Origin of the sequence: Streptomyces sp. NBC_01477 (genome assembly GCF_036227245.1) — a bacterium.
In the GTDB taxonomy this organism is placed as follows: domain Bacteria; phylum Actinomycetota; class Actinomycetes; order Streptomycetales; family Streptomycetaceae; genus Actinacidiphila.
Genome location: NZ_CP109445.1, coordinates 1,534,599 through 1,557,731 on the forward strand (window position 1 = coordinate 1,534,599; position 23,133 = coordinate 1,557,731).

The 23,133-nt window shown below is 70.5% G+C and carries 12 protein-coding genes; 8 read left to right on the top strand and 4 right to left on the bottom strand.

Annotated elements, in window-relative coordinates; genetic code table 11:
- Positions 1-173 precede the first annotated feature (173 nt).
- The gene (locus tag OHA86_RS05835) at positions 174-2,927 is read right to left on the bottom strand and encodes a ricin-type beta-trefoil lectin domain protein (RefSeq protein WP_329173091.1); all 2,754 of its coding nucleotides are present in this window, start codon (positions 2,925-2,927) and stop codon (positions 174-176) included.
- 1,579 nt (positions 2,928-4,506) lie between these two features.
- Here OHA86_RS05835 and OHA86_RS05840 point away from each other — a divergent pair.
- Together OHA86_RS05840 and OHA86_RS05845 are read left to right on the top strand one after the other, a co-directional pair.
- Positions 4,507-5,634, top strand: coding sequence for a ricin-type beta-trefoil lectin domain protein (locus OHA86_RS05840; RefSeq protein ID WP_329173093.1), 1,128 nt, complete (start codon positions 4,507-4,509; stop codon positions 5,632-5,634).
- A gap of 99 nt (positions 5,635-5,733) precedes the next feature.
- A complete protein-coding gene (locus OHA86_RS05845; protein ID WP_329173094.1) occupies positions 5,734-7,686 on the top strand; it encodes an RICIN domain-containing protein in 1,953 nt (650 codons plus the stop codon).
- A 691-nt stretch (positions 7,687-8,377) separates the two neighbouring features.
- On the opposite strand, the gene OHA86_RS05850 is transcribed toward OHA86_RS05845, so the two are convergent.
- Positions 8,378-9,220 (bottom strand): G1 family glutamic endopeptidase, encoded by an 843-nt coding sequence (locus OHA86_RS05850; RefSeq protein ID WP_329182236.1) that lies wholly within the window; start codon positions 9,218-9,220, stop codon positions 8,378-8,380.
- A gap of 225 nt (positions 9,221-9,445) precedes the next feature.
- Between OHA86_RS05850 and OHA86_RS05855 the strand changes: the two genes are divergently transcribed.
- The 6 genes from OHA86_RS05855 to OHA86_RS05880 all read left to right on the top strand — a co-directional run bounded on the left by OHA86_RS05855 (position 9,446) and on the right by OHA86_RS05880 (position 21,026).
- Positions 9,446-10,321: an SCO6745 family protein gene (locus tag OHA86_RS05855; RefSeq protein ID WP_329173096.1), complete on the top strand. Its 876-nt coding sequence runs from the start codon at positions 9,446-9,448 to the stop codon at positions 10,319-10,321.
- An 861-nt stretch (positions 10,322-11,182) separates the two neighbouring features.
- On the top strand, positions 11,183-12,880 hold the full coding sequence (locus tag OHA86_RS05860) for a ricin-type beta-trefoil lectin domain protein (protein ID WP_329173098.1): 1,698 nt from the start codon (positions 11,183-11,185) through the stop codon (positions 12,878-12,880).
- 13 nt (positions 12,881-12,893) lie between these two features.
- A complete protein-coding gene (locus tag OHA86_RS05865) occupies positions 12,894-15,665 on the top strand; it encodes an RICIN domain-containing protein (protein ID WP_329173099.1) in 2,772 nt (923 codons plus the stop codon).
- A gap of 63 nt (positions 15,666-15,728) precedes the next feature.
- Positions 15,729-18,140, top strand: coding sequence for a ricin-type beta-trefoil lectin domain protein (locus OHA86_RS05870; RefSeq protein ID WP_329173101.1), 2,412 nt, complete (start codon positions 15,729-15,731; stop codon positions 18,138-18,140).
- Positions 18,141-18,204: 64 nt separating this feature from the next.
- Positions 18,205-20,520, top strand: a complete 2,316-nt coding sequence (locus OHA86_RS05875) for a family 20 glycosylhydrolase (RefSeq protein WP_329173102.1) — start codon at positions 18,205-18,207, stop codon at positions 20,518-20,520.
- A 224-nt stretch (positions 20,521-20,744) separates the two neighbouring features.
- Positions 20,745-21,026, top strand: coding sequence for a chaplin (locus tag OHA86_RS05880; RefSeq protein WP_329173104.1), 282 nt, complete (start codon positions 20,745-20,747; stop codon positions 21,024-21,026).
- Between the two features lie 257 nt (positions 21,027-21,283).
- On the opposite strand, the gene OHA86_RS05885 is transcribed toward OHA86_RS05880, so the two are convergent.
- Both OHA86_RS05885 and OHA86_RS05890 read right to left on the bottom strand, forming a co-directional pair.
- Positions 21,284-22,189 carry a PP2C family protein-serine/threonine phosphatase gene (locus tag OHA86_RS05885; RefSeq protein ID WP_329173106.1) on the bottom strand — a complete coding sequence of 302 codons (906 nt, stop codon included), beginning with the start codon at positions 22,187-22,189 and terminating at the stop codon, positions 21,284-21,286.
- A 370-nt stretch (positions 22,190-22,559) separates the two neighbouring features.
- A complete protein-coding gene (locus OHA86_RS05890) occupies positions 22,560-23,093 on the bottom strand; it encodes a MarR family winged helix-turn-helix transcriptional regulator (RefSeq protein WP_329173108.1) in 534 nt (177 codons plus the stop codon).
- Positions 23,094-23,133 lie beyond the last annotated feature (40 nt).

The following is a 23,133-nucleotide window of genomic DNA, read 5'->3' on the forward strand; positions in this document are numbered from 1 at the left end:
GCGAGATCCGGGGAGCGCTTCTCGTCATGCCGCCGGGACTTCTCGGATTCGGTAGTGCGTCGTGCGGAGGGCAAGGAGGTGGTGGCGGTCTGGTGGATCCCCGCCGGGCCCGGCGCCGGCGGGTGGACACCGGCCGGCCCGGCGGGGAGGGAGAGGAACGGGGGTGGCGGTGGCTACATCCGGTGCCACTGCTGGTTGGCCGCTCCGGTGCAGGTCCAGATGTCCAGGGCGGTGCTGTTGGCGGTGCCGTGGGCGACCGCGTCGAGGCACTTGCCGGAGGCGACGTTGATCACGCTGCCGTCAGCGCGGACCCGCCACTGCTGGTCGGCGCCGCCGTCGCAGTCCCGGATGTCCACCGGGCTGCCGTCCGCGGTGGCTCCGCCGGTGACCTCCAGGCATTTGGAGTCGTAGACGGTCAGCAGGTTGTTCGCGGTGGATGTCCAGGTCTGGTTCCCGGCGCCGTTGCAGTCCCACAGGGCCGGCTGGGCGCCGTTGGCCTGGCTACCGCCGGGCACATCCACGCAGCGGCCCGACTCCTGGCCCTTCAGCGGGCCGGACTGAGCGCCGCGCATCCACGCCTGGTTGGTGCCGCCGTTGCAGGTCCAGATCTCCAGCAGTGTGTTCGGCGTCGTGCCGGCGGCGTCGAGGCACTTGCCCGAAGCGGGGTTCACCACCGTGCCGTCGCTGTTCACCGCCCACTTCTGGGCTGGAGTGCTGTTGCAGTCGTAGATCTGCACGGGCGACCCGTCCGCGGTGCCCGCGGCCCGGACGTCCAGGCACTTGGCTGCGCCGTAGACGGTGAGCTGCCCGGCGGGTGTCAGCGTCCAGGACTGGTTGGCCTGGCCGTTGCAGTCCCACAGCGCGACCTGCGTGCCGTTGGTCTGTGTGGCGCCCGGCACGTCCGTGCACAGGCCCGACCCGGAGCCCTTGAGGATGCCGGCGCGGTTGCCCGGCGGGTTCGCGGTGACCGACAGGTTGTCGAACTGGTCGGTCTGGTAACCCGCTACGCCGATGCCGACCTGGCCTGCGGGATAGGTGCTGTCGGTGACGGCGCCCAGGGTGCTGCCGTCCACGGTCGCGGTGATGCGGTCGCCGGAGAAGCCCAGCGCCAGGGTGTGCCATGCGTTCGTGCCGAGCGCGGTTCGGCTGCCCGAGGCCAGTGTGGTCAGCGAGCCGGCCGAGGAACTGCGGACGATCGACCAGGCGCCGGCGTCGCTGACCCGCAGTTCGTAGGCGGCCTGATGACTCTGCGGCCGGTTCTGAGGGCCGGCGCGTCCCAGCAGCTCGACAGTTCCGGCCTGCCGCAGGTTCACGTCGGACTGGACCGTGTAGTCGCTCCAGGTGGTGTCGCCCATGAGGGAAAAGGCGTCCGAATCGTCCTGCCATTCGATGGGCTTGACCGGCGCCATCTGCTGCAGGCACTGGCCGGAGCGGCCGGAGCACGGCTGAGCCTCGAATGCCCCCTGCATGTCGGAGAGATACGCCGCCTCAGCGCCGTTGGCAGCATTGTCGAAGTTGTCGCGGTAGGGCAGGGCGAGTGCGTGGGCGGCCGGACCGGCCGCGGTGCCCTTGCCCTGGCCGGTGGTGGTGGTCACCGTGTAGACGTAACCCGGTTGCAGGGTCAGCGAGTAGGAGCCGCCCGAGGGGGTGACGTCCTGGGTGTGGACGAAGTCCGTCGCGGCGCTGGGGGAATTCACCCGGGTCGCCCACACGTGCGCTGTGCCGGCGGACAGACCGCCCTGGACGTGCAGGTTCACCGTCTGCGCGGCGGTGGCGGTGGTCGTCTCCAGCACCGTGGAGTAGTCACTGCCGTTCGGCGACTTCAGGCTCACGTAGGCGCCGTTGGACTCGGCTCCGCCCAGGTAGCCCGAGGCGGAGTCGATGAATTTCCAGCCCGGCTGGGCGAACTGGGTGACCTGCGCGGTCGCCCAGGTGTTCTCCCCCACGCCGTACTGGCCCGACCACGGAGAGGGCGCCGTGATCAGCCCCACGGTGGCGAAGGGCAGGTTGGGGTAGATCGACGCGACCAGGGGCCAGTTGAGGTAGGCGGTCAGTTTCGCGTCGGTGTAGCCGCGCACGATCGAGCGGATCAGCGCCGGCGCGCCGGTGTTCATGTCCTGCGAGCCGTTCTCACTGGCCCACAGCGGCTTGCCGTTGTTCTGCGCGGTGGTCGTGCTGGAGCAGCTCGTCGCCGGACCGCCGTCGCCCTGGCAGGGGTAGTGCGCGCCGATGACGGAGACCGCGTTGTTGAAGGCGGAGTTCTTCGCCATGTCGTCGGCGGTGTCCCAGCCGGAGTCGTCACCGACGATCTGCACGCTGCCGTAACCGGCGTTGTTCAGTGCCGAGCGCAGCTGGATGTACCAGTTGACGTCGTGGCCGCGTTCGTTCCAGCCGCCCAGGTACGTGATGTTCAGGCCGTGCTGCTTGGCGCAGCCCAGCCAGGAGATGAGGTAGTTGATGGTGTCGGTGGACCAGAACCCGCCGTTGATCCAGCCCGGCGCGGCCCATGCCAGCCCGTACAGGCCGATGTTCGGATTGCGCTTGACCGCCTGCTCCCCGAGCCAGAACTCGTAGCCCGCATTGCAGTTGACCGCCCCGCGCGCGTGCTCGATCGACGGCTCGGAGCCGTCGGTGGAGTTCGCGTCACCGCCGATCTCCAGCTTCAGCAGTTGCAGGTTCGCCCCGTAGCCGGGCTTGAACAGATAGTCCAGGATCTGCGACTGCTGCGCGGCCGGATAGTCGCGCAGCAGCCGCGAGTTGCCACCCCCGCCACTGATCGCGCCGATCCCGTCGAACGTCCGGCCACCCTGCGTCCCGTCCACCGTGATGGACGTCGTCGCCGCCTGCGCGGGCGCGATGGCCACCGCCAGCAGAGCGCCGAGCAGAGCCAGCACCCACAAGGGCGCAAGCCTCCATAGTCGCGACATCACTGACATCCTTTCGTGGGCAACAAGCAGACGGCGTGCGGTTGTTCTGCGGGCAGGCCTCGCCATAAAGGAACAAAATTCAACGTCCCGCCGACGGCCCCGCCCGGTGGCTCGAAAGGGCGCGGGCGGACGTCCGGATCGTCACCCACGGTGCTCAACCGGCTCCGCGTCGGCCGACCGGTCGAGAGCGACGCGCCGGACGGCGGATGACCGGCAGGGAGCGCGCGGCCCACCGCTCGCCACCGGCGCGAACGGCCTTCTACGGCGTGGTGACGACCCGCCACGTTTGCGCACGGCGCGGGCCCGAATCCGAGCGTCCGGAGCGGTAAGCGTCCCAGCCGCACTCGCGACACAGCAGGTCAGTGGCACCGTCCGTACCTCCACAAGCCGCCGTTGGTGCTCCGTTGCCGCGGTTGCCGGGGTCGCACCCGGTCGCGTCCCACGCCGACGCCGCCCGGCTTCCGCCGGTCGGGCTCAGCGGGGGACGACGTGCCCGGCGGCCCGGCGTATCCGTGCACGACACAGCTGCCGGCGCCCGTCGCCATGCGTGATGACATCGTTGTCATTAGAGGATGGGCAACCGAAAACGACGGTCATGGGGACTCCCGTTGGACCTGGCCTGATGCGGTGGGGCGCACTGACGACACTTCGGAGAGCGCTCCCCGAAGTTAGCCAGGCGCTACGACCGCGTCAATGACCCTGACGCATGGTCGGATGACTGGGCCGCACGCTCCGTTTCCCGAGCGCGCCGGGAACGCACCCGAGTCGGCGGACCAGCACGCTTACCGGGGGAACGGCCGTCCGTCGCCTGTCTTTTCCGGCCCGTCGGCCTGACCGAGCGCGACTCGTCTGATCAGTGGCGATCGGCTTCGGGGCAGCGACCGTCCGGCCCGGCGCAGGCGCCCGCCGCCGCCGGCGACGCGTTCCTGACTCCTCGTCGCGTGCCCGGCCGCCAGTGCTCCGACCTCTGTTGAAGTCTGTTCGCTATTTCGGTCGATTGTGTTGACAAGGGTTGGAACTCTGTCCTTTGCTTTCGGGCGTTCACCTCCTAGCGGTCCGAGAGCGGCACCGCCGTACCAGCAAGGAGCCGCACCGATGAAACGTCACGAGCACCCCCCACGCGGCGAGCCGGGTTTCAACCGGCCGGCCGTATTCGCCGATCCGTCCATGACCCCGCAGCAGCGCTGACCTCGTCCGCCCAGGACCGCCCCGCAATCCGGCGGTTCCCTCGGAAGAACACGCTCACCCGACATCCGCCCACAGAGGTCGATGGGCGTGTGACAACGTTGCCATCAGTCTCACCGCTCCCGTCCGGACCGCTGTCATCCCTGCGGCGAACCGGACCGAGATCATGGCCCTGCCTGCCGCTGTCCCCTCCACGAACGTCGCTCTCCGCATGACGAGCCCCCAGCAGCACCGGCTCAGCCGAGCCGTACGCGATACGTGCGGCGCCGACCAACGGCCCCGGCCTCCCGGCCCGCTCCGGCAGCGGACCGTGGCGGACTGCCCGCACACCGCGCGGGCCGGCCAGCCACTCGTCGCCTCGCGAACACTGCGACCCCCCACCAGTGAGGAACCGATGAAGAAGTACACCGCGCCCGTGATCGCGGCGCTGACGGCCGTACTGGGCCTGGGCGCCCTCTCGCTCGCCAGTCCGTCGGCCGCTGCCGTTGGCGCTCCAGCCGCCGCGCAGCCCGCCAGCCTGCGGCTGATGCCGCTGGGCGACTCGATCACCTGGGGCATCGGCAGCCCGTCGGGCAACAGCTACCGGGGCTATCTGTGGAACGAACTGGCAGCCGAGGGCCATACGCTGGACTTCGTGGGCTCCGGGCGCAACGGCCCGATGTCCGACCCTGACAACGAGGGCCACTCCGGCTGGCGGATCGACCAGATCGCCGGCATCGCCGACCAGGTGCTGGCGACCTACCGGCCCAACGTCGTCACGCTGGAGATCGGCACCAACGACCTCAACGGCAACTACCAGCCCACCACGGCCACCGACCGCCTCTCGGCGCTGATCGACCAGATCAACCGGGACGCCCCCGACGCGACCGTCCTGGTCGGCACCCTGATCGTCTCCACCGCCACCACCGAGGAGCAGTACCGGGCGGACTTCAACGCCAAGCTCCCCGGCATCGTCGCGGCCAAGCAGGCGGCCGGCAAGCACGTCCGCCTGGTCGACATGAGCGCGCTGACCGCCGCCGACCTCTCCGACGCGCTGCACCCCACGGACAGCGGCTTCAGCAAGATGGCCGACGCCTTCAACGCCGGCGTCCAGGCCGCCGACGCGGCCGGCTGGATCAAAACCCCGGCAGCGCTCGCGGCACCCGTGCAGTCCGGGATCTCCGGCAAGTGCCTGGACGTGAACACCGGCAGCAGCACCAACGGCACGAAGGTGCAGATCTGGGGCTGCAACAACACCGCCGCACAGCTGTGGTCAGCCCGCGGTGACGGCACGCTGCGCGCACTGGGCAAGTGCCTGGACGCCACCGCAGGCGGCACCGCCAACGGCACCCCGGTCGAGATCTGGGACTGCAACGGCGGCACCAACCAGGTCTGGCAGCCCTACAACAGCGGATACCGCAACCCCGCCTCCGGCCGCTGCCTCGACGACCCCGCCGCCACCACCACCGACGGCACCCAACTGCAGCTGTGGGACTGCAACGGCGGCGCCAACCAGCGGTGGACCGCGGCGCCGGTCTCCTGACGCGAATGACCCGTAGCCCGCTCGGGCCGGCACACCAGCCGACCCGAGCGGACGGTCCTCCTTCCCCCCATGGCACCCTGACAGAACGGCTCATCGATCATGAGAAGACCCGCCTTCCTCGCCACCGCGTGCGCGGCGGCCATGCTCGCCGCCGCGGGCATCCTGGTCATGCCGAGCGCCCACGCCGACACCCCGTTGCCCTCGCCCGACAGCGTCTTCCAGAGCTGGAACGACAACTTCCTCGTGACCGGCGGCAGCACGGGGACGTACTACACCGATCAGCTCAAGAGCAAAGGCACCGAGCGGGCCGGCACCTGGATCGGCGCGCTGGACATCCTCGTCGCCGACGACGTGTACCTGCGCACCCGCGCGCCCGGCGACCGGCAGCGGGTCAGCGACCTGGTCAACACCTTTCTGTCGAAGGAGGGCACCAACTGGACGTCCTGGGACGGCTGGAACGACGACATCGCGTGGATGATCACCGCCACCCTGGACGGCTACAAGGCCACCGGCAACACCAGTTGGCTGAACACCGCGGCGGACCAGTGGAACAAGACCTGGAACCGCGGCTGGACCGGCGACGGCGGCGGCGGGATCTGGGAGAACGACACCTACTACAGCAAGTGCGCCCTGAGCAACAACCCGATGATCAGCACCGCCGTGGGCCTGTACGAGGTCACCGGTGACGGCGGGTACCTGACCAAGGCCGAGCAGATCTACAGCTGGGTGCGCGGCCACATCGTCAACACCTCCAGCGGCGTGGTCAACGAGTGCATCGCCTTCCCCAACGGCAAGAGCGGCTCCACCGTCGTGCAGTCGTCCGACAACGCGTACAACGCGGGGTCGTGGATCGAGGCTGCCGACGACCTCTACCGGGCGACCGGCAACTCCTCGTACCGGGACGACGCCCAGCGCACCGCCGACCACTTCCTCAACAGCGTGCCCGTCGTGGCGAACAACGGCACGCGCGGCAGCTCCTACCAGTACTGGCTGTTCAAGGGCATGAGCGAGTTCTGCACCGACGCGAACCTGTGCGGCCGCTACAGCAGCTACATGAACTCCAACGCAGCCAAGGCCTGGAGCATGCGCAACAGCTCGAACCTGACCTGGAACGACTGGACCAAGCCGACCAACGACTCCAACCCCGACGCCTTCGAGATGAACGGCATGGTCGGCCTGTTCCAGGTCCTGCCCAGCACCGGCGCCTCCCCGTTCTCCGGCGACTACCAGATCAAGAGCGCCACCAGCGGCCTGTCCCTGGCCGCACAGAACAGCTCCACCGCCAACTCCGCCCCCGTCGTACAGCGCACCGACACCGCCGACGGCAGCGCCTCCTGGTCCTTCGTGCCGCAGAGCAACGGCTACTACGAGATCAAGAACACCCACAGCGGCCAACTGCTCAACATCAGCGCCGCCTCAGGCAAGCCCGGCGGCCTGGCCGTGCAGTGGCCCGCCGGCAGCATCGCCCAGGGCAACGACCAGTGGAAGCCGGTCCGCAACTCCGACGGCACCTGGTCCTTCTACAACCGCAACAGCCAGCTCGCCCTCGACGACCCCGCCGGCAGCACCAGCGCCGGCACCCAGTACGAGCAGTGGACCCCCACGGACGGCAGCAACCAGCGCTTCACCCTGATCTCACGCTCGACCGGTACCGGACCGTCCGGAGGCACCGGCCCGGTACGGTCGGGCGTGGCCGGCAAGTGCCTCGACCTGACCGGGGGCAACGCGGCCAACGGCACCAAGGCCGAGCTGTGGTCCTGCAACGGCGGCACCAACCAGTCCTGGTCCCTGGCACAGGACAACACCTTGCGCATCTCCGGCAAGTGCCTGGACGCCACCGGCGGCGGCACGGCCAACGGCACCCCGCTGGAAGTCTGGGACTGCACCGGCGGCGGCAACCAGGTCTGGCAGCCCTACAACGGCGGCTACCGCAACCCCGCTTCCGGCCGCTGCCTGGACGACCCCGGCGCCACCACCACCGACGGCACCCAGCTCGAACTGTGGGACTGCAACGGAACCGCCGCACAGATCTGGTCACTGCCCGGCGCGTGACGAGTTCGAAAGCTGGCGGATCGCCGCCCGGCTGCCTGTGGGAGGAGGGCCGGGGCCTCGGGGAGAGGGCGCCTTCCCTCCCTCGGCTTTCGGCGGAGGTTACCTCCGTCTCCAGCGCGCGGAAATCTATGTCGGCTGGAGTAGACATTGGGTTCTGGTGTGGGTATGGTTTCTCTCGTAGCCAGAAGGACAGCAGGGCCTGGCAGGGACGAACTGCCGGGCAGCAGTACACGTGGTCGCAGTGCGCAGGGCGGTGCGGTGGTGGAGTTGCGAAGCCAGGGTTGTTGCAGGACGGCGACGGGACTGACGACCGGACCGGGTGGCCCGCAGTGATCAGGGGCCGCCGTGAGCAGTACCGCAGGTGCAGTACGCGCAAGTGCAGTTCTGAGTGATCCCAGAGGGAGGAACGGAGGAGCCCAAGCGCCATCAGGATCGCCCGGGCGGACGTCTTGAGCCCGGGTACCGCAGGACATCGATAGTGAGGTGGTCTCCGGTCAAGCAACCGCGATCCCCGCGCCCCCGACAGCATTCCGGTCGGGTCCGCGGAAACAGAGGGCCGGCGCAGTACGAGGGCCGGCAGATGGTGTAGCAGTTCCTTCGGGGCCCTGGTGCATACGGCACCAGGGCCCCTCCACGCGTTCCACAGAGAGGTGCGATGACCGCAGCACTCGGTAGCGGAGTTCGGTGGGGGCTACTGGCCGCGCGGGGAGCCGTAGGCGTGCCAGGTGACGGTGAACGCGTCACCGGCCTGCGGCACCACCGGGCCCGGCGTCGCCAGGACGTTGCCGGGCGGCGGGTTCGGATCGATGGTGTCCTGCAGCAGGGTCAGCGCGGTGGAGGTGGCGTCGAAGTCCCGCAGCGGTTCGGCGTTGACCTTCACCCGCAGGAAGTCGACGGTGCCGAAGTTCGACAGGCACAGCAGTTGGCCGATGTCCACGGGCCGCTCCACGACCGCCTCGGCCGAGTTCAGCTGGGGCATGTCGTCGGGCGGCAGGGAGACCTGGCGGCTGAAGGTCCACAGGGCCGGACCGGTGGCGGGTGTGGCCGTCCCGTAGTTGATCAGGGTCAGCGTGAACGTGTTCCCCGAATCCCAGTCGACGGCCGACTTGATGAAGTCGCCGGGCAGGACCGGGTACGTGGCCGTGGGCAGATCGTGGCTGCCGGTGTCGGCTCCCGGTCCCTCCATCTCCCACCACGCCTGGTACTCGGGCACGTTGCCGCCGACGCAGTCCGCGTCCACTCCCACCTGTTCGATCGAGGTGTTGCCGCCGGCGAGACCGCCGTCCAGGCCGACCCACACCGAGGTATTGGTGTAGGTCAAAGCCCGCGGGGGCAGGTGGGCGCAGTCCACGGTGGGGACCCGGTAGTGCGCGGTGATCTTGTGCAGGCCGGCCTGCCGGACGACGTACCCGGCCCAGTTGCGGCTGTTCGCCTGCGCGACAGCCGGCGCCGCCGCCACCGCCCCCGGGGGCCGCGCTTCCGCGGGCGTCTCCGCAGCGACCGCCCCCGCGGCGGTCACCAGTCCCAGGATCACCAAGATCCTGCTCCATCGTTTTCGCGCCACCTGTCCTCCTCGGCCTCCGCGCCCGGCCCGCGCGGCGCTGCTACCGCCGCCGGCCCGACATCAACGTAGCCTGTTGTGCACACTCGGCCACTGTCCGCATCCGGCCAAAAAAGGGCCCGCCCGCGCGGCGGCGCTCGCGTCGCGCGCACCGGGAGCCCGCTCCTCGCCCCGTCCGCGCCTTGTAGCCTGATCCGCATGACGGACCCCCGAGCCGGCCGCCGCTGCCACAATCCCCTCAACGCCCTCCACTCCGCGCTGTACTTCTCACCGGAGTTCAACGCGGAGGCGGAAGCCCTCGGCCTCGCCAACGGCCGCGGCACCTACTTCAGCGCCGCGGGTTACTTCGCGGCCCGCTCCGCTGCGATGGGCGCGGTCGGCCCCGGCACGGTCACGGCGACCTTCTTCAACTTCAGTCATGCGCTGATCACCCAGCACATACCCGCGGCCTGGGCCGTCGCCACTCCCGCCCAACTGCTGGCGGCCCGGCTGCGCGCCGTGGACAAGCTGCTGCGGCGGCTGCTGGGCGAGGAGGCGCTGGCTTCCCGGGAGATGGCCGAGGCCGCCGAGCTGGCCCTGCGCGCCACCGACGGCTGCCACCGCGCAGGCCGCCCGCTGTGCGCCGCAGAAGCCGACCAGCCCGCGGCACAGGAGCCGCATGTGGTGCTCTGGCAGGCGGCGACCGTCCTGCGGGAGCACCGCGGCGACGGCCACATCGCCCTGCTGACACACGCAGGCCTGGACGGGCTGGAGGCTCTCGTCTCCCATACGTCCTCCGGCCGCGGCTTCACCCCGTCCTTCGCCCGGACAACCCGCGGCTGGAGCGAGGAAGAGTGGTCAGCGGCCCGGAAGCGCTTGCAGGACAAGGGCCTCTTGAACCCGGACGGCGAGCTGACCGAGGCAGGAGCAGCGCTCCGCGCGGGCCTGGAACACGAGACGGACCGCCTGGCAAGCGCACCCTACGACCATCTGGGAGCCGCCGGAGTCGAACGCCTCACCGAGCTCGCCGGCGGATTTGCCGCAATAGCGCTGGCCAACGGCGCGTACCCGAAAGGGATCTTCGCCAGGAACTGAGCAGGCGCGGCCCCGGCCGTCCGAAGACGAACGCGAGCCGCAGGTGCGTGAGCCTGCGCATACGCCGGTGGCTCCGGAGAGTACGGAGCCGTACGGGGTCCTTCGGATCAGGCCGGCCTCGGCCGTGACGACCTCGTCACGTCCCTTTGCCGCTGTCCGCCAGGTTCCATGGAATTGGCGGCTTGATCTGACGCTCCGCCAGCTTCTCGTCCACATGATCGCCGAAACCCTCGGACACAGCCGAGCGGGCGCGTCGCCCTGACCGCGACGTACAGCCGGCCGCGCACGGGCTTGCCGTCGAACCCGGAGGCGGTCACGTCGTGACTGCCGATCCGGGTGCGGCCGGTGTCCACCTCCTCGAACACGGCAGCGGTGGAAGCAGGGCACAGCACAGCTCCGGGGGGGCCGCGTACGGACGGGGAGGGTCAGGGGCCCGCGCGGGCCCGGCCACTGGGGCGGCACATCGATCATATTCCAACGTAAAGCGACGTGGACCTCGGCGGCACAACGCTACTCGCCCGGAGTGGTCTAGTCCACACCCCGCGGGAACGAATGACATAGGGCCTTTGCGGAAATGCCCGACGCAACTCCGCGAAGGCGTTTGCTCACAGTTGCCTCGACGTTCACAGAGCGTATGCCCGTTTGGCGCGCTAAAGAAGGGATTTGATCCCAATTTTCACTGAGCGAGCTGCGCAAGAATGCTCATTATCCGAGATTTCGCGCAGCTATTGACATGGCGCATCCCGTGCGCTGCACTATCGGCCATCCGACCTTTCCCCGCGCCCCCTCCGCAAGATCGGAAGTCATCCCCCCATGAGAAGACCCTCACGATCTGTTCGTTTTTGTTTGTCTTCGATAACCATGGCGTTGGGTGTGACCCTCGCCGGCGTCGCACCCGAAGCCGGGGCCTCCTCCACCGCCACCAGTCCCGCTGGCCACGCCCTGGCGGTGACGCCCCCCATGGGCTTCAACAACTGGGCCCGCTTCGGCTGCGGCGTCAACTCCCCCAACACCGGCGACGTCGGCCCGACAGAGGCGCTGATCCTCAACCAGGCCCACGGGCTGGTGGACAGCGGTCTCGCCGCCAAGGGCTACAAGACCGTCACCATCGACGACTGCTGGATGGCCCACTCCCGCGACGCCGCCGGCAACCTGGTCGCCGACAGCGCCAAGTTCCCGCACGGCATGGCCTACATCGGCACGCAACTGCACAGCCTCGGGCTCCAGTTCGGCATCTACGAGGACATCGGCAGCAGCACCTGCGGCGGCTTCCCTGGCAGTTGGGGCCACTTCCAGCAGGACGCGGACCTCTTCGCCTCCTGGGGCGTGGACTACATCAAGCTCGACGGGTGCAACATGCCCGCCGCGTCCAGCAGCGCCAGCGGCTACATCACCGCCTACTCCGACTTCGCCGCCGCGATGAAGGCCAACTCCTCGCAGCGCGACATGGTCTTCTCGGAGTCCTCCCCCGCCTACTTCTCCATCGGCGCGTCCGACCTCAACAACTGGTACGACGTGATCGACGGGGCCAGCCGCAGCGGGCAGCTGTGGCGCGAGGGCAACGACGTGAAGATGTACAACATGGCCGGCTCGGCCTGGGACAAGCCCTCCAACGGCAGCGGCGTGATGACCCAGTACGGCTACAACTCGCCGCTCGCGCGCTACGCCGCCCCCGGCAGCTGGAACGACCCGGACTTCCTGATCACCGGCGACGGCCTGACCGCCGACGAGTCCAGGAGCCAGGTCGCGCTGTGGGCGGTGATGGCCTCGCCGCTGATCCTCAGCACCGACGTCCCCGCCATGTCCAGCACCTCGCTGGCGATCGCGGGCAACACCGACGTCATCGCCGTCGACCAGGACGCGCTCGGCAAGCAGGCCGGGATCGTCTCCCGCAACGGCACCGTCGACGTCCTGGCCAAGCCCCTCGCGAACGGCGACCGCGCGGTCGCCCTGCTCAACCGGGGCACGACCGCCACCAGCGCCGCGACCACCCTGGCCGGCGTCGGCTTCCTCGGCAGCGGCTGCACGGCGACGGCGAAGGACCTCTGGACCGGGACCACGACCAGCAGCACCGGCGCCCTCTCGGCGACCGTGCCGGCCCACGGCACCGCGATCTACCGGGTGCACCCCGGCGCCGGGTGCACCGGGGTGCAGCCCACCGGCCAGATCACCGGCATCGCCGGCAAGTGCCTGGACGACAGCGGGTCCGGCACCGCGGCCGGCAACCCGGTGATCCTGTTCCATTGCACCGCCGGGACCAACCAGCGCTGGACGCTGCCCGCCGACGGCACCGTGCGCACCCTGGGCAACTGCCTGGACGCCTCCTACAAGAGCAGCGACAACCGCTACGTCGGCTACTGGGCGGTGCTGAGCCCCTGCGACGGCCGCGCCAGCGAGAAATGGGCCTACCAGCGCAACGGCTTCCTGCGCAACACGTCCCTCGGCCTCTGCGTGGACGACTACGCCTCCCAGACCGCCGACGTCACGCCGGTCATCGTCGACACCTGCGGCAACTCCGAACCCAACCAGCAGAACCAGATCTGGGCCCTGCCCCAGTAGTCAGGAGACCCCCGTGCGCAGGAGACGACTGATCGGCTTCCTGGCCTCGGTGGTGGCCGCGGCGGTGTTCGGCGGCCTCGCGCAGGCCGAGCCCGGCGCCGCCACCACCCCGCCGGCGCCCAACCCCGTGGTGACGGTCAGCAGTACCGACACCTCCCAGCAGCTGCTGGCCAAGGCGGCCTCGGTCACGCCCGCGCCGCGCCAGATCGCCTGGCAGAAGGAGGGTCTGACGGGCTTCATCCACTTCGGCCCGAACACCTACACCGGCAGCGAGGTCGGGTCCGGCACCGAGTCGCCCGACCTCCTCCAGCCGGTGAACCTGGACACCGACCAGTGGATGGCGGACTTCAAGAACGCCGGGTTCACCAAGGTGATCATGGTCGCCAAGCACCACGACGGCATGCTCATGTTCCCGTCGGCCTACTCCTCCTACGGCATCGCCGCCGGCAGCTGGCTCGGCGGGAAGGGCGACCTGGTCAAGTCGTTCACCGACTCGGCCCACAGGTACGGGATCAAGGTCGGCCTCTACCTCTCCCCCGCCGACCTGCACGAGAACCAGGCCGGCGGCAGGTTCGGCAACGGCAGCGCCGCGGTGAGCGCCGTCATCCCCTCCCAGGGGGCCGGTTCCGGGCCGACGTTCACCGTCACCGCGGACGACTACAACCGCTACTACATGAACACCCTCTACGAGCTGCTGACCCGCTACGGCACGATCGACGAGGTCTGGTTCGACGGCTACGACCCCACCGGCGGACGGCAGCCCTACGACGTGCACGACTGGTACCGGATGGTGCGCACGCTCCAGCCCACGGCGGTGATGTTCGGTCCTGACGTGCGCTGGGCGGGCAACGAGAACGGCTCGGCCCGCTCCAGCGAGTGGAGCGTGGTCCCGCAGACCGGCGTCGCCGACGCCGACGGCCCCCGCTCCCCCACCTTCGGCGAGACCGCGACCGACATCGCCTCCGACGCCCAGCTCACCACCGCGTCGAGCTACCTGGCCTGGTCGCCGGCCGAGTGCGACGCCCGCCTGGAGAACGGCTGGTTCTGGCACCCGAACCAGCCGCCCAAGTCCCTGGACGCGCTGACCTCGATGTACTACGCGTCCGTCGGACGCAACTGCCAGCTGCTGCTGGATGTGCCGCCCGACCGGACCGGGCGGTTCGACGCGGCGGACGAGGCCCGGCTCGCCGAGTTCGGCCAGTGGATCCGCACCACCTTCGCCACCGACCTGGCGGCGGGTGCCGCCGCGAGCAACGACACCGGTACGACGGCCAGCGCCGGCAACGCCCCCGCCAACGCCGTGGACGGCGACTACGCCACCGCCTGGCAGCCCACCGCCACCACCGGCTCGCTGGTCGTGGACCTGGGCGCGAGCAGGACCGTCGACATCGTCCAGGTCCAGGAGGACATCCAGATCGGCCAACGGGTGGAGTCCTTCGCGGTGGACGCCTGGAACGGCTCCTCCTGGCAGCAGGTCGCCAACGCGACCACCATCGGCTACAAGCGGCTGATCCGCCTGGCCACGCCGGTGAGCACGTCCAGGATCCGGCTGCGGATCACCGGCTCGCGGGCGCTGCCGCCGGCGATCTCCTCCGTCTCGCTCTACGACGACGGCAGGTCCGCCGACCTCGCCCTCGGCAGGGCCGCCTCCCAGTCCTCCAGCACCCAGCCGGGCGGCGACGCGGCGCACGGCGTGGACGGCAACACCGACGGCGTCTTCACCGACGGCTCCGTCACCCACACCGGGGCGGACGCCAACGCCTGGTGGCAGGTCGACCTCGGCAGCTCCCGGCCCATCGGCGACATCGCGCTGTGGAACCGTACCGACTGCTGCGCCGACCGCCTCACGGACTACTGGGTCCTCGTTTCCGACACCCCGTTCGCCGCCGGGCTCACCCCGCAGCAGCAGGCGCTCCAGCCGGGGGTCTGGTCCAGCCACCGGACCTCTCAGGCCGCGAGTCCCACCACCCTGACCGCGGGACGCACCGGACGGTACGTCAGGGTGCAGCTGTCCGGCACCGGTTACCTGTCTCTGGCCGAGGCCCAGGTCTTCGCCCCCGCCTACGACTTCACCCTGTCCGCGAGCCAGCCGATGGCCTCGGTCCCGGCCGGGACGTCCACCGTCTCCACCGTCAGCACGGTGCTGTCCAGCGGGGCCTCCGCCACCGCCGCCCTCTCCGCGAGCGGGCTGCCCGCCGGGGCGACCGCGGCGTTCAGCCCGGCGTCGGTGGCCACCGGCGGCAGCTCCACCCTGACCGTGCAGACCGCCGCCTCGACCCCGCCGGGCGACTACCTGGTCACCGTCACCGCAGCCACGCCCCAGATCACCCGCACCGCGCAGATCACGCTGAGCGTGGTCGCCGCCGGACCGGTGGTCTCCGGCGGGGTGTACGAGCTGAGGACCGGGACCCAGGCGCTCGACGTGCCCGCGCTGTCCACCGCCGCCGGGACCAGGCTCGCGGTGTGGACCCGCAACGGCGGGGCGAACCAGCGCTGGACCGCCACCGCGGACTCCGCCGGGGGCTACGTCCTCAGGAACGTCAACTCCGGTCTCTGCGCCGACGTCTTCGGCGGCTCCACCGCCGCGGGGGCGGCGGTGGACCAGTGGACCTGCTCCGGCAGCAGCAACCAGGCCTGGCGGCTGGCCGCCTCGGGCTCCGGCTACGTCCTCACCGCCCGCTCCAGCGGTCTCGCGCTCAGCGCCGACGGCGCCGCAGACGGCGCGACCGTGACCCAGCACGCCGTCCCCCAGGCCACCGTCTGGACGCTCGTCAAGGTCGGCTGACCCACCGCGGCGCCGCGCGGTCCTCGCCCGGCGCGATTCCCCCACACCCCCAGGAGTCCCCGCATGCACGTGCTGACCGTCGGACGGCAGCCCCGGCAACGGCCGTTCCCGGCCCTCCGCATCCTGGCCATGGCACTGATCATCCTGCTCGGCTCGACCGGCTCGGTGCTCGGACTGCCGGCCACCGCCCACGCGGCGACGTCGGTGGTGATCGACGGCGCCGCCGCCACCGGCCGCACCTTCGACGGCGTCGGCGCGATCAGCGGCGGCGGCGGCAACTCCCGCCTGCTCTACGACTACCCGGAGCCGTACCGGAGCCAGGTGCTCGACTACCTGTTCAAGCCCGGCTACGGCGCCGGCCTCCAGATGCTCAAGGTGGAGATCGGCGGCGACGCCAACTCGACCGACGGCGCGGAGCCCAGCGCCGAGCACACCGCGGCCGACGTCGACTACAACCGCGGCTACGAGTGGTGGCTGATGGCGCAGGCCAAGGCCCGCAACCCCGCCATCAAGCTGTACGGCCTGGCCTGGACCGCCCCCGGCTGGATCGGCGGCGGCAACTTCTGGTCCACCGACATGATCAACTACTACCTCCGCTGGATCCAGCACGCCAAGAGCGACCACGGGCTGACCATCGACTACATCGGTGGCTGGAACGAGCGCGGCTACAACAAGACCTGGTACGAGAACCTGCACAGCGCCCTGGCCACCGCCGGGCTGGCCACCAAGGTCGTCGGCGCCGACGACAGCTGGGCGGTCGCGGACGACATGGTCGCCGACACGGCCTTCAAGAACGCCATCGACGTCGTCGGCATGCACTACCCCTGCGGCTGGCTGTCCGCGCAGACCTCCTGCCCGTCCAGCGCGAACGCCGTGGCCACCGGCAAGCCGCTGTGGGCCAGCGAGAACGGCTCGCACGACTACCAGGACGGCGCCTCGCTGATCCGCGCCCTCAACCGGGACCACCTCGACGGCCAGATGACCGCCTACATCAACTGGCCGCTGGTCGCGTCCCCGTACCAGGACCTCCCGTACTCCACGGTCGGCCTGGTGCTGGCCAACCAGCCCTGGTCCGGGAACTACGCCGTGGGCCGGGCCCTGTGGGCGACCGCGCACCTCACCCGGTTCACCTCCATCGGCTGGACGTACCTGGACTCGGCCGGCGGCTACATCGAGGGCGACCGCGCCAACGGCAGCTACACCACGCTGAAGTCCACCAACGGCACGGACTGGACCACGGTCCTGGAGACCACCACGGCGTCCGTCGCGCGCACCGTCTCCTTCCACGTCAAGGGCGGCATGGCGGCCGACGCCGTGCACGTCTGGGCCACGGACATGACCGGCAACAACCCGGCCCGGTGGATGGCGCAGCAGGCCGACATCACACCGACGGCGGGCTCGTTCTCCGTCACCCTCCAGCCCGGCTACGCCTACACCCTGACCACGACCACGCCGGCCGCCGCCAAGGGAACCGCCGCGGGACCGGCCCGGAGCAGCCTCCCGCTCCCCTACACCGACAACCTGGAGAGCTACCCGACCGGCCGCGAGGCCCGCTACCTCAGCGACATGCAGGGCTCCTTCGAGACGGCCCCCTGCATCGCGGGCCGGGCCGGCGAGTGCCTGCGCCAGGCCGCGGTCGCCAAGCCGATCCTGTGGCAGGCCGACAGCGAGCCCTACGCCCTGTTCGGCGACCCGGAGTGGGGCGACTACACCGTCAGCGCCGACGCCGTGCTGCCGCAGGCCGGGACGGTCGAGCTGCTCGGCCGGGCCAACGTCCAGGGCCGGCCGCAGTCGCACCAGGCCGGCTACTACCTGCGGGTGGCCTCCACCGGGGCCTGGTCGATCCTGCGCAACACCAGCGGCGGGACGATGACCACGCTCGCCTCGGGCTCCACCGCCGCGCTGGGAACCCCGGTCTGGCACCGGATCAGCCTGGGCTTCGCAGGCAGCACCATCACCGCCGCCGTGGACGGCACGGCCATCGGCTCCGCGACCGACTCGACCTACGCGGTCGGCGAGGCCGGCCTCGGCACCGGCGGGTACTACGGCGCCCAGTTCGACAACCTGTCGGTCACCGGCGCGAACACCCCGGCCGCGTCCACCTTCGTGGGCATCGCCTCCGGCAAGTGCATCGACGACCCTGCGCTGTCCACGGCCAACGGCACCCAGTTCGCCCAGTGGACCTGCAACGCCGGGGCGAACCAGAAGCTCGCCTACAACGCGGACCGCACCCTGCGCGTCATGGGCAAGTGCCTCGACGCCTACGCCAACGGCACCACGGCCGGCACCAAGGTCGTGCTGTGGGACTGCGGCGGCGGCGCCAACCAGCAGTGGGTGCTGAACGCGGACGGCAGCATCACCGGCGTCGCCTCCGGGCTCTGCCTGGACGTCAGCGGCAACAGCACCGCCGACGGCGCGCTGCTGGAGCTCTGGGACTGCCACTACGGCGACAACCAGCGCTGGGCCCGGGTCTGACGTCGGGTCAGCCGCATGGCTCCCTCCCCCCGCCTGCTCCTCTCCTACGACCCCACGAGGAACGATGAGAACACTCCGACACCTGACGGCGGTGATCACGACCCTGGCCTGCGCCCTGGCCGTGCTCGTCCTGCCGTCGCTGACCGGCGCGAGCACCGCGCAGGCGGCAGCCGGCACCCCGCAGACGATCCCGGCCCTGCGCCAGTGGACGGCCGGAACCGGCACCTACACCTTCGGCACGGGCTCGCGGATCGTCGTCGCGTCCGCCTACACCTCCCAGCTCTCCGGCGAGGCGGCGACCTTCGCCGACGACCTGGGCAAGCTGGCCGGGCGCACCGTCACCGTAACGACCGGCACGGCCGCCGCCGGGGACATCGCGCTGACCCTCGGTGACGCCGCGCTGCCCACCGAGGGCTACCGGATGACCGTCGGCACGTCGGTGACCCTCCAGGGCTCCACCGCGACCGGTGTGTTCTACGGCACCCGCAGCGTGCTGCAGCTGCTGCACCAGGGCTCGACGATCCCGGCCGGCACGGCCGTGGACTCGCCGGCCAAGTCCGAGCGCGGCCTGATGATCGACGCCGGGCGGAAGTTCTTCACCGTGGCCTGGATCGAGCAGCACCTCAAGGACATGGCCTACCTGAAGCTCAACTACTTCCACTTCCACCTCTCCGACACCTACGGCTTCCGGCTGGAGAGCAGCACCCACCCGGAGGTCGTCGCCGCCGACCACTACAGCAAGCAGGACATCAGGGACATCCTGGCGGTGGCCGCGAAGTACCACATCACGGTCGTGCCGGAGATCGACATGCCAGGCCACATGGACACCGTCGTCGCCGCCCACCCGGAACTGGCGCTGAAGAACAGCGCGGGCGCCGTCAACCCAGGATTCATCGACCTGTCGCTGCCGGGCACCTACACCCTCGTCAAGGACCTGATCAACGAGTACCTGCCGCTCTTCCCCGGCCCGTACTGGCACATCGGCGCCGACGAGTACGTGTCGGACTACAGCCAGTACCCCCAGCTGCTGACCTACGCCCGCGCCCACTACGGCGCGTCCGCCACCGCCAAGGACACCTACTACGGCTTCGTGAACTGGGCCGACACCCTGGTCCGGGCCGGCGGCAAGACCGCCCGCATGTGGAACGACGGCATCAAGTCCGGCGACGGCACCCTCGCGCCCAACGCCGACATCGTCGTGGACTACTGGTACAACTACGGCCTCACCCCGCAGCAGCTCATCGCCGCGGGCCACACCGTCGCCAACGAGTCCTGGACGCCCACCTACTACGTGCTCGGCGGCGCCAAGCCCGACACCCAGTGGATGTACGAGACCTGGACCCCTGACCTCTACCAGGGCTCCAACACCATCACCGACAGCAGCAAGAACCCCGGTTCGGTGCTGCACGTCTGGTGCGACAACCCCACGGCCGAGACCGAGGACCAGATCGCCTCGGGGATCATGTATCCGCTGCGGGCCCTGGCCCAGCAGACCTGGGGATCGCCCAAGCCCGCCAGTACGTACGCGGCCTTCACCGCGATCGTCGCCGCGATCGGCCACAACCCGGCCTGGCCCGCCGCAGGCGCGACCGACCTGGCGGCCGGACGGCCGACCACCGCGTCCAGCACCGAGACGGCGAATTTCCCGGCGAGCGCGGCGACCGACGGCGACGCCGGCACCCGCTGGTCGAGCGCCTACAGCGACCCGCAGTGGCTCCAGGTCGACCTCGGCTCCACCAAGAACATCAGCCGGGTGGTGCTGCGCTGGGAGTCCGCCTACGGCAAGGCCTTCCAGATCCAGGCGTCCGACGACGCCAGCACCTGGCGGACGCTGTACTCCACCACCACCGGCGCCGGCGGCGTCCAGGACCTGACCGGCCTGACCGGCTCCGGACGCTACCTCCGTATGTACGGCACCGCCCGGGGCACCACGTTCGGCTACTCGCTGTACGCCTTCGAGGTCTACAGCGGGCAGTTCAGCGGCACCCACGTGCTCACCACGGCGGGCAAGGCGCTGGACGACCCGGGCAGCTCGACGGCCACCGGGACGCAGCTGATCACCTGGACCCCCGGCGGCGGCGCCAACCAGCAGTGGCAGCTGACCTGGAACACCGACGGCAGCTACACCCTCGTCAACGGCGCCTCGCACCTGTGCCTGGACGTCAACGGCGGGTCCGCGGCGGCGGGAGCCACCGTCATCCAGTGGACCTGCACCGGCGGCGACAACCAGCACTGGACGGTGACGCCGCGCACCGGCGGCTACGCCATCGCGTCCAAGAAGAGCGGACTGCTGCTGACCACCGCCTCCACCGCCGACGGCTCGCTGGTGACCCAGCAGGCCGACACCGGCGCGGCGCTCCAGCTCTGGCAGGTCGCCTAGCACCCTGGTGGGCCCGCCGTCCGGCGGGCCCACCCCCGGACCGGCGGCCCCTGCGATCGGGGTCGCCCCGCTCGCCACCCACGTCGCCGGCTGCCAGCGGCTCCTGCCGACCATGTGAATCGACAGGCTGGGGCGACACGCCCCCGATGTGCGCAATACAGGCGCACAAGCAGCTGAGCGCTGTGTGATGAGGGAACGTTCCGTCAACGCGTTGGAGAGACCTCATGCGTACTCGAATGTCCCTCGTCGCCATCGCTCTGGCCGCAACCGGCGTCTTCGCCGGCGCAGGCGCCGCTGCCGCCGATTCCGGCGCCACCGGTGCCGCCGTCGGCTCTCCCGGTGTCCTCAGCGGGAATGCGGTCCAGATCCCGATCCACATTCCGCTCAACGTCTGCGGCAACTCGATCAACATCATCGGCCTGCTCAACCCGGCCTTCGGCAACACCTGCGCGAACGTCGGCGGCGGACAGCGCGAAGAGCCTGCCGCCGGGAGCTGGGGCCGCTGACGCAGGTGTGACACCCGCGGACAGGAACCGGGCATCGCCACCGGGAGCCCCGCCCCGTTGATCGGCGGTGCCCACCTGTCCGACGCTTCCCGCCCCTCCTCCCCGGGGGGCGGGAAGCGTTGGACAGGTCGGTTGAAGTCGGCCGTGGATCCGCTGTCCCTCGACAAGGTCCGTGACGTCGCGGGCCTGCATCCCGACCCACCGGAGAAGGCCCCGGTCCCCCGCGTCGACGCGGCCCGGACCGCCGGAACCCGGCGTCAGCCGCCGGTGAACTCGGCCGAGAAGACCACGACGTCGTCCTGCCGGTGGTGGCGGAAGGCGTCGATCAGGGTGTCGCAGAGGGCCTCGGCGCCGGGCGGGGCCTGTGCCACGACACCGCGCAGGCGCTCCAGCGAATCGTCGAGGTGCGTCCCGGGGACCTCGATCAGCCCGTCGGTGACCATCAGCAGCCGGGTACCCGCGGTGAGGCGCACGGTGGTCTCCTTCGGCTGGCGAAGGCCGAGGCCCAGCAGCGGCCCGTGCTCGTGCGTGTAGCGCGGAGGGGCGCCGGGGAAGGCGAGCAGCGGCGGCAGGTGACCGGCGTTGGCGAAGTGGACCACCCCGGTCACGACATCGACCAGGGCCACGCAGACGGTCGCGGTACGGCCGGGACGGGTCAGTCTCAGCAGGCGGTCCAGCCTCGACAGGATGGCCCGCGGCGAGTGCTCGTCGTAGGCGTACGCCCGCAGGGCGTGGCGGAGTTCTCCCATCACTATCGCGGCCTGGAGGTTGTGCCCGGCGACGTCCCCCACCGCCAGCAGCAGCCCCGCCGGAGTGCTGACGGCCTCGTAGAAGTCGCCGCCGATCTCGTTCTCCGGGTCGGAGGCGAGGTAGCGCACCGCCAGCGTCATGTTCGGGACCGAGGGCAGGACGGAGGGCAGGAAGGTCCGCTGGAGGGCCAGCGCCATCTGGTGCTCGTGGTGGTACATCGCGACCACGCCGCGGTTGGTCTCCTCCAGATCCGCGAGGAGGGCGGCATTGAGCGCGGCTGTCTCACGCTCGACGGATTCGAGCCCCTGAACGCGTTCTTCCAGCTCCTCGATCCGGGCACGAAGCCGGTCCCGCTCCTGCCGCGGGCCGCCGTCGCGCGACTCGGTCCGGCCTTCGGACGGCTGGGGGGGCACCGTGCCCCGGCACGCCGCAGCGCTCTCGCCGCCTACGCCGTCTCCATGGATTTCCACTGCGCTCCCGACCTGTCGGGCCCGGATGCCCAGTCCCCGCGGCGTACGGTGCCCGCCGCGAAGCCGACGGATACCCGCTCCCCTGCGGCTGCACATTTGTCGCTCGACAAACATTAGCGCAACGCCGGGGCGGGCTCCTCGGCGGGTCGATCACTGTTGTCATTTGACAACTATGGTTTCCGCGCCACACGCTGTGCCCGCGTCCTGTGCGCCGCACGCACGGGCGGACAGCCGCACGCACGGGCAGACACGTAGGCCGGCCGCGCAAGGCGCCGACCGGGAGAAGAGGAGGGGAACGATGCGCTGGTGGCGTTCACGCCGATGCCGCGTCCGGACCTTCCTCCGAGGCGCGAGGCGCGGCACGGGAGGCGGTGCGGAATGCCTGGATGCCGCGCAGCAGGTCGACCTGGGCCTCGGGCGGCATGGCCGCGATGGTCTTCTGCAGTTCCGCCTCCCGCCACAGCCGCAACTGGCGCAGATGGGCGCGGCCGGCGTCGGCGAGCCTCAGGTCCTTCTCCCGGCGATTGGCCGAGTTCGGTGAACGGGCGACGAACCCCAGCGCCTCCAGCCGGTCGCACAGTCTGCTGGTCGAAGGAGCCGAAGCGCCGAGGGCCGCCGCAAGACCGCCGACGTTGAGGCATTCGTCACGTTCAAGGATGTACAGCACCCGGAGCTGGGCTGCCGATACTGGAGCGGGGGAGATGTCGCGCCGCCGTTCCCACAGGATCTCCAGCAGCTCGATGATCTCGGCGGTCCGTGCCGCGAGATCGGCGGTCTGCGGAAAGTGGGCAGCGTGCTCGCGTGCCGCGGACGTGCGGTACCGCCGTCCGCCCGCTTCGTGGGGCATGACCCGTTCTCCCCTCATCGGCCCTTCCCGGCGTCCCGAC

What these genes read in the sequence shown, in the direction of transcription:
- OHA86_RS05835 (WP_329173091.1), bottom strand. Translation starts at nt 2,927, where the DNA reads ATGTCGCGACTATGGAGGCTTGCGCCCTTGTGGGTGCTGGCTCTGCTC.
- OHA86_RS05840 (WP_329173093.1), top strand. Translation starts at nt 4,507, where the DNA reads ATGAAGAAGTACACCGCGCCCGTGATCGCGGCGCTGACGGCCGTACTG.
- OHA86_RS05845 (WP_329173094.1), top strand. Translation starts at nt 5,734, where the DNA reads ATGAGAAGACCCGCCTTCCTCGCCACCGCGTGCGCGGCGGCCATGCTC.
- OHA86_RS05855 (WP_329173096.1), top strand. Translation starts at nt 9,446, where the DNA reads ATGACGGACCCCCGAGCCGGCCGCCGCTGCCACAATCCCCTCAACGCC.
- OHA86_RS05860 (WP_329173098.1), top strand. Translation starts at nt 11,183, where the DNA reads ATGGCGTTGGGTGTGACCCTCGCCGGCGTCGCACCCGAAGCCGGGGCC.
- OHA86_RS05870 (WP_329173101.1), top strand. Translation starts at nt 15,729, where the DNA reads ATGCACGTGCTGACCGTCGGACGGCAGCCCCGGCAACGGCCGTTCCCG.
- OHA86_RS05875 (WP_329173102.1), top strand. Translation starts at nt 18,205, where the DNA reads ATGAGAACACTCCGACACCTGACGGCGGTGATCACGACCCTGGCCTGC.
- OHA86_RS05880 (WP_329173104.1), top strand. Translation starts at nt 20,745, where the DNA reads ATGCGTACTCGAATGTCCCTCGTCGCCATCGCTCTGGCCGCAACCGGC.
- OHA86_RS05890 (WP_329173108.1), bottom strand. Translation starts at nt 23,093, where the DNA reads ATGCCCCACGAAGCGGGCGGACGGCGGTACCGCACGTCCGCGGCACGC.